Origin of the sequence: Micromonospora orduensis, assembly GCF_006228125.1 — a bacterium.
Taxonomy (GTDB): Bacteria; Actinomycetota; Actinomycetes; order Mycobacteriales; family Micromonosporaceae; genus Micromonospora; species Micromonospora orduensis.
The window spans coordinates 1-6,440 of record NZ_VDFY01000063.1 but is presented as its reverse complement, the minus strand read 5'-3'; the positions used below and the strand labels follow the sequence as shown (position 1 = coordinate 6,440).

Genomic DNA, 6,440 nt, shown 5'->3' with positions numbered 1-6,440 from the left:
CCGGTGGACGCCCTCGCCCCCGCCCTCGCCCCGGTGACCAAGAGGCTTGCGTCGACTTTGATCTCCAAAAGCCCCGCAAACCTCTTGATCACCGTTCTGCTGTGGAGGTGGCATGACCCGGTGGGCGGCGGTGAGGGTCGCGGACAGGGCCAGCCGGTCGCGGCCCGACGCGCGTAGCGCCTGGGCCACCGCGACGGCCGCCGTCGCCGCGAGCAGCGGGTCATCGCCGGCAGCACCCATGGCCCGGTCGGCGGCCAGCCAGCCGAGGTCGGCCTCGCCGAGCTTGACCAGCAGCAACGCGGTGGTTCGGTACGCCTGCACCAGCTCTTTCGTCGACCGCGCGCCCTGGGCGGCGTCGAGCAGACCCGGCACCGCGCGCATCAACTGTGGGTAGTGCGCGTGCTGATACGCCAACCCGGCATGCCCGACCTGCCGCCTCAGCTCGTGCGTCTGTGGTGGAGCGTGCGGGGTGTCGTAGCGGGCGAGTGCCGCCCGGATGTCGTCCAGTCCGACCGGGGTGCCCGCCGGGCTGCTGCTGGACGACTGGCCGAGCAGCACCTCCGGATCGACCCGCAGAACGCCGGCCACCTCCTGGATCACCGAATACCGGTCCAAGGGGCGGACGCCACGTTCGATCTTGTCGACCCAGCTCTTCGACCTGCGCAGCCGATCGGCGAACATCTGCTGTGTCATTGACCGCCGCACCCGCCAACCCGCCACCCGACGGCCGATCGGCAACTCATCCCTGCTCACGCCGCCACCGCCGATCAGGGACCGCACGAGTCGTGTCATCGACGGGCACGCGCTCCGCCTCGGCCTGATTCAGCTCGCGCTTGCCAGAGCCGAGCGGGCTCTCGACCGCATTGGCGCGGACACCGGCCCGCGCTGGGTCAGCTACTTCAGTCCGGCCCACCTCGCTGGCGCCGCAGTCAGGTGCCTGGGCGACTTGCGCCTGTACTCGCAGGCCCTTCGACACGCTCCCGACGCCCTCACCCTCGGCAGCCAGAACACCCGGACGCGTGCTCTGCACACCGCCCTCGTCGCGATGACTCATGCCCGCGCCGGGGACACCGACGCCGCCTGCATTTGGGGTCGGAAGTTGGCGCACCATGCTGCGGGGATCCAGTCGACGCGCGTTCAACAGCGCATCCACGAACTGACCACCACGCTGAGCTCTCAGCAGGTGTCGCCCCAAGTCAACGAAGTCCTGCATACCCTCGCGGCCGGGCCGGCAGCCACATAGAGACGGAGCCACCCGGCTCGGTCCGCTAGCGTCACCGAGATGACCTGGACGGAGCCCGCTACGTGGTACGCCAACCTGGCGTCGTTCTACGCCGCAGCCGCCGCTTTCATCACCAACCCGGCGGGCAACGTGCTGCTCGTCAAACCCACATACCGCGACCACTGGGCCTTCCCCGGCGGCTATGTCGACGAAGGGGGGGCTGTCTCGCTAACGGTGTTTCCGGCGATCTTGGTTAGTAGGTTTCAGCGGCTGGGAAGCGGTCGCTGAAGGTGATGGCGAAGGCGTTCAGGGCGGGTTTCCAGCGCATCGTCCATCGGGTTCTGCCTGCTCCGGTGGGGTCCAGGGATCGGGTCACCAGGTACAGACACTTCAACGCGGCCTGCTCGTTGGGGAAGTGGCCGCGGGCCTTGACCGCTCGCCGGTAGCGGGCGTTCAACGACTCGATCGCGTTCGTGGAGCAGATGACGGTGCGGATCTCCAGGTCGTAGTCGAGGAACGGGATGAACTCCGCCCAGGCGTTGTCCCACAGCCGGATCACCGCCGGATACCGGCCGCCCCACTTCTCCGCGAGGTCGTCGAACGCCGCCCGGGCGGCGTCGGCGTTGACGGCGGTGTAGATCGGCTTGATGTCGCGCTTGAGCTCGTCCCAGTACTTGCGCGACGTCAGCCGGAACGTGTTGCGGATCAGGTGGATCACGCAGGTCTGCACCACGGTCTGCGGCCACACGTTCGTGACCACCTCGGGCAGGCCCTTGAGGCCGTCGCAGACGAGGAAGAACACGTCCTTCACGCCGCGGTTGCGCAGGTCGGTCAGCACGCTCATCCAGAACTTCGCGCCCTCACCACCGGCGCCGGCCCACAACCCGAGGATGTCCTTGTCCCCGTCGAGGGTGACCCCGATCGCGGCGTAGAACGGCCGGTTCGCGACTTGCCCGTCGCGGACCTTGACCACGATGGCGTCGATGAACACGGCGGCGTAGATCTCGTCGAGAGGTCGGTGGGACCAGTCGGTCATCTCCTCGATCACCTTGTCGGTGATCCGGGAGATCGTCTCCTTCGACACCGAAGCCCCATAGATCTCCGCGAAGTGCGCCGAGATCTCCCCGGTCGTCAAACCTTTGGCATACAGCGACAACACGACCTCGTCGACCCCCGACAGGCGCCGCTGCCGCTTACGCACGATCTGCGGCTCAAACGTGCCGGCCCGGTCGCGTGGCACGTCGATCTGCACCGGACCGGTCGTGTCGGTCAGCACCGTCTTCGACCGGGTGCCGTTGCGGATGTTGCCCGAACCAGCACCGGCCTGGTCGTGTTTTTCGTAGCCGAGGTGCTCGGTCATCTCCTCATTCAGCGCGGTCTCCAGGACCGTCTTGGTCAACTGCTTGAGCAGCCCGTCCGGGCCGGTCAGCGACAGCCCTTGTTCCTTCGCGGCCCGGACCAGCTCGGCGGCGGCCTTCGCCTCCGGCGAGGGCTCGAGCCGCCTCTTGCGTCCGGTCTGGTCGTTCAGTGTCGCGGTCATCACGGCACCCTCCTCACCAGGCACAACGCCCGGCAGGTCAGGCCGGAAACACCTTTAGATCCACAGACCCACGAAGGGAATATCCCCACGATGCCTGCGCCCGTGAGATCCGAGAAGAGTTGGGGATTTCGGTTGTGGTGGGTGACCTACTCGTAGTCGACTGGGCACCGCCCGCCGGGCAGCGGCCGCGCGCCATCGTCAGCTTCACGTTCGACTGCGGTTCCATCGCCAACCTCGATGGTCTCGATCTGCCGCGACAGGAGTTGGAGGACGCCGCCTTCTTCTCGCCTAGAACGGCGGAGCAGCGTCTTCCTGACAACGTCACCACACGAGTTCGTGCGGCGATGAGCGCTCGTGACCTACGGGTTCCGCTGTACCTTGCTGGCGGCTCGGACGTTCCAGCGTCCTCCGTTGATGGAGCACAACACGAAGCAGGGCCACGGCCCTGCGGGGGGCGAGAAACTCCCAGATGAAGGGAGCCGAGGCCTCGTTCGATGTGGGTACACGTCGGATGCCATCCCGTCAGCCGCCGATAAAGGCAAAGCCGAGCAGATCGGGGCCGGTGTGGTGGTGGGTAGCCTCGTCTAAGGGACGTCTCGTGACTCGGGGTAGCTCAGGCGGGGTGATCCCGGAGTTCCGGGATCGATGGCTGCTGCGTGTTGCTGGATGAACTTGACGCGCGAGGCGACGTCGCTGCGGGGCAGCGTGCTGAACTGGTAGCCGTGTTGGGTGTAGGCGGCGACCATGGCGTCATGGGTACGCACGGCTTCGGCGAAGTCTTGGTGTCGTTCGCTGTCGGTGGTGTAGATCTGCGGCCAGGGCGGTGCGATGAACACACGGTGGTGGTAGCGAAACAGCTGTGCTGCTGCTGTTACGTGCGCTGGGACGGGCTGGCCGAGTAGGAGGTAGTAGCCGACGAGGTCTGGGATCCCTCGGTCGAAGAAGACGGGTCCGGGATGCTGGCTGGCTTGGCGGTAGGAGCGGATCTCCCAGCTGAGCATGACCTCGGCGAACAGTCGTGAGTCCCCGGTGTGCAGCGCTTGGCCGCCGATCGATAGCTGGTCCTGGATGATCTGTCGCCCCGCTTCGTCGATGCAGGCGTGACCGGCACGCCGCAAGCTGTCGATCAGCGTGGTCTTGCCGGCTCCGGGTCCCCCGGTAACGACGATGTACTGGCTGCTCACGTCGTCCTCTCTGATAGGCGCCTACTCCTCGTCACCCCGGTGTCTGTCCGCTAAGGATGATCGCCGAGGATGCGTGGGTGCAGGTGATCTCCGCAGCCCGCCAGGAGTGGATCCCCCCGTTCACGGGGCTGGCCCCCGCTCAGTTCCGCAGGTTGGTCCGTCTGGTCGCCGAGCGTGGCGGGGACGGGATCGCTGACGGTCGGCCGGGCCGGCAGTAGGCCCTCGATCTTCCCGACCGGGTGCTGCTGGTGGCCGTCTACTGGCGCACGAACCTGACCATGCGGCAGATCGACCCGCTGTTCGGAGTTTCGCATTCCGCCGCGCACCGCGTCATCGACACCCTCGGCCCGCTGCTGGTTCTCGCACCTGTACACCGCCGGCCGGTCGACCAGATCGCCATTGTCGACCGCACCCTCATCCCAACGCGGGACCGCCGCCTCGCGGCGCCGAGCCAGAACTACTTCCCAATGAAGTTGTCAAGCGGCCTTGGTGGCGCCCGATGAGAGCGTCATGCAGCGGCCGTGGCAGGCGGAAGTGGTTGGTAGGGCCGTTGGTCGCGCAGCAGCGCCCACAACACGTTGACGCGGCGTCGTGCGAGTGCCAGAACTGCCTGGGTGTGACGCTTCCCCTCGGCCCTCTTGCGGTCGTAGAACCGCCGCGACTCCGGGCAGCTGGCGATGCTGATCTGCGCGGAGTAGTAGAAGACTCGTTGTAGGCCGCGGTGGTAGCGCCTGGGGCGGCGTAGGTTGCCGTGGATGCGCCCGGAGTCCCAGGCGGCGGGTGCCAGGCCGGCGAGGCCGGCCAGTCGGTCGGGGGTGCCGAAAGAGTCCAAGGCACCGCGGGTGGCGGCCAGGAATTCCGCGCCCAGCAGCGTGCCGATGCCCGGCATACTGGTGATCACTTCGGCGAGTTTGTGCTGGTGAAAGTGGCTATCGATGAGCTGTTCGGTTGCGGCGATGTGCTCGTTGAGAGCCAGCACCTCCTTGGCCAGCGCGGCGATCACGGAGGCGGTCAGGGCCTCGCCGGGTAGGGCGGCGTGCTGGCGATGTGCTGCCTCGACGGCCACTGTCGCGATCTTGCCGGGGTTGCGGACGTTGCGGGCGCGCAGCCAGGTTTCCAGGCGGGCCCGGCCGATGCGTCGCAGCGCTGCCGGGGTCTGGTAGCCGGTCAGCAGCGTGAGCTGTCCGGCGCGGGTCAGGTCGGGCAGGGCACGCTCCAGTGCGGGGAAGATGCTGGTGAGCAGGCTGCGCAACCGGTTGATGACACGGGTGCGATCGGCGACCAAGTCTGCTCGCCGGGTAGTTAGGATCTTCAATTCCACGCTAATCTCGTCACCGGCTCGCAGCGGGTGCAGATCGCGGCGCATGCGGGCCTGGTCCGCGATGATCGCCGCGTCACGAGCGTCTGTCTTGCCCTCGCCTCGGTAACCGCTGGCCGCACGGTTGACAGTGCGGCCCGGAATGTAGAGCAGGGCTTGGTCGTGAGCGGCCAGCAGCTCGATCAGTAGAGCGGCGCCACCGTCGGGCAGGTCCACAGCCCAGGTCACTTCATCGGCCAGGCGAATCACATCACCGATCAGTGCCAGCAGTTCGGGCTCATCATTGGCCACCCGCCGTGACAGGAGACGCTTGCCGTCCGCGTCGATGACCACGCAGTGGTGATGGGACTTCCCAGCGTCCACACCCGCCCAGACATTAGCCATTCCTACCTCCGCCAGCTCGTCGTGCCCTCAGTTGTCGCGGACGACCGCGCCGGCGTTGTCCTACACAGCGATCTGCTCGCACATCCCAATCGGCGGCCGGGTCGTCGCGGGGCGCCGGGCGGCCAAGTAGTTCGAGCCATGCGCGGCAACCGGTACTGAGCCATACCCGACGCCCCTGGGTCTCCCGGACCCTACGACTGGCCCGCTCAACCCGAGAAAGAAGGTAGGACCGGTACTCGACGAACCTGCAAGTGGCCGTCGACGCCAGCACCCGCCTGGTCATCGCCGTCGGCGACCCCCAGCCGGGCAACCGCAACGACACGATCGTCTACCGCACCTCCGGCATCGACCAGAAGTTGGCCGGACGGCCCGTCATGGCCGACGGCGGCCACCGCGGCAACCCCGAGGTGATCATCCCCTACCGCAAGAACCGCGACGGCAGCCCACTACCGGTCTGGAAGCAGGACCTGAATGCCCAGCACCGCACCGTCCGAGCACACCCTGGCCAGGATGAAGACCTGGAAGATCCTGCGCGACTACCGCCGCGCCGCCCGCACATTGACCACTGCCGCTCCGGCATCGCCAATCTGCACAACATCGCCCTGACCTGGTGATCACAGACTCGGCCGCAGGCAACCGCCTCCACCCAGTTACGAGACAGCCCTTAGCTTGATATTTAACCTGCTGGGCGGTGGTATCGACCCCGGCTGATCATGACGACAGCCCTTGATCGATCATTCCTCTTGTCTAGGGAAGAAGATCGCAAACCAAGGGCTGTCTGGTGATCAGTGT

6 protein-coding genes and 2 pseudogenes are annotated in these 6,440 nt (G+C 66.9%); 4 read left to right on the top strand and 4 right to left on the bottom strand.

All coding sequences use genetic code 11. The annotated features are described in order from the left end of the window. A partial coding sequence (locus FHG89_RS00970) for a helix-turn-helix domain-containing protein (protein ID WP_482809815.1) occupies window positions 1-693 on the bottom strand: 693 nt, incomplete at its 3' end. Between FHG89_RS00970 and FHG89_RS32710 the strand changes: the two genes are divergently transcribed. Continuing rightward, entirely contained in the window at window positions 638-1,243 is a 606-nt protein-coding gene (locus FHG89_RS32710) for an NsdA family TPR-like regulatory protein (RefSeq protein WP_167517318.1), read from the top strand. The two genes, FHG89_RS00970 and FHG89_RS32710, sit on opposite strands and share 56 nt — an antisense overlap. A gap of 39 nt (window positions 1,244-1,282) precedes the next feature. Beyond that, window positions 1,283-1,510 carry an NUDIX hydrolase gene (locus tag FHG89_RS00960; protein WP_139582009.1) on the top strand — a complete coding sequence of 76 codons (228 nt, stop codon included), beginning with the start codon at window positions 1,283-1,285 and terminating at the stop codon, window positions 1,508-1,510. Here the strand turns inward: FHG89_RS00960 and FHG89_RS00955 are convergent. After that, on the bottom strand, window positions 1,476-2,762 hold the full coding sequence (locus tag FHG89_RS00955; RefSeq protein WP_139582007.1) for an IS256 family transposase: 1,287 nt from the start codon (window positions 2,760-2,762) through the stop codon (window positions 1,476-1,478). The two genes, FHG89_RS00960 and FHG89_RS00955, sit on opposite strands and share 35 nt — an antisense overlap. Window positions 2,763-3,346: 584 nt before the next feature. After that, the gene (locus FHG89_RS00945; RefSeq protein ID WP_208760823.1) at window positions 3,347-3,946 is read right to left on the bottom strand and encodes an AAA family ATPase; all 600 of its coding nucleotides are present in this window, start codon (window positions 3,944-3,946) and stop codon (window positions 3,347-3,349) included. 77 nt (window positions 3,947-4,023) lie between these two features. Between FHG89_RS00945 and FHG89_RS00940 the strand changes: the two are divergent. Next, window positions 4,024-4,407 (top strand): annotated as a pseudogene (locus tag FHG89_RS00940) (transposase family protein); the annotation flags it as partial. 47 nt (window positions 4,408-4,454) lie between these two features. Here FHG89_RS00940 and FHG89_RS00935 read toward each other — a convergent pair. Beyond that, window positions 4,455-5,648, bottom strand: a complete 1,194-nt coding sequence (locus FHG89_RS00935) for an IS110 family RNA-guided transposase (protein ID WP_139582003.1) — start codon at window positions 5,646-5,648, stop codon at window positions 4,455-4,457. A gap of 230 nt (window positions 5,649-5,878) precedes the next feature. On the opposite strand from FHG89_RS00935, the pseudogene FHG89_RS00930 reads away from it, so the two are divergent. Next, window positions 5,879-6,262, top strand: a pseudogene (locus FHG89_RS00930) (transposase family protein); the annotation flags it as partial. Window positions 6,263-6,440 lie beyond the last annotated feature (178 nt).

Coding starts and splice junctions, on each gene's coding strand:
- FHG89_RS00960 (WP_139582009.1), top strand. CDS start 1,283: ATGACCTGGACGGAGCCCGCTACGTGGTACGCCAACCTGGCGTCGTTC.
- FHG89_RS00955 (WP_139582007.1), bottom strand. CDS start 2,762: ATGACCGCGACACTGAACGACCAGACCGGACGCAAGAGGCGGCTCGAG.
- FHG89_RS00935 (WP_139582003.1), bottom strand. CDS start 5,648: ATGGCTAATGTCTGGGCGGGTGTGGACGCTGGGAAGTCCCATCACCAC.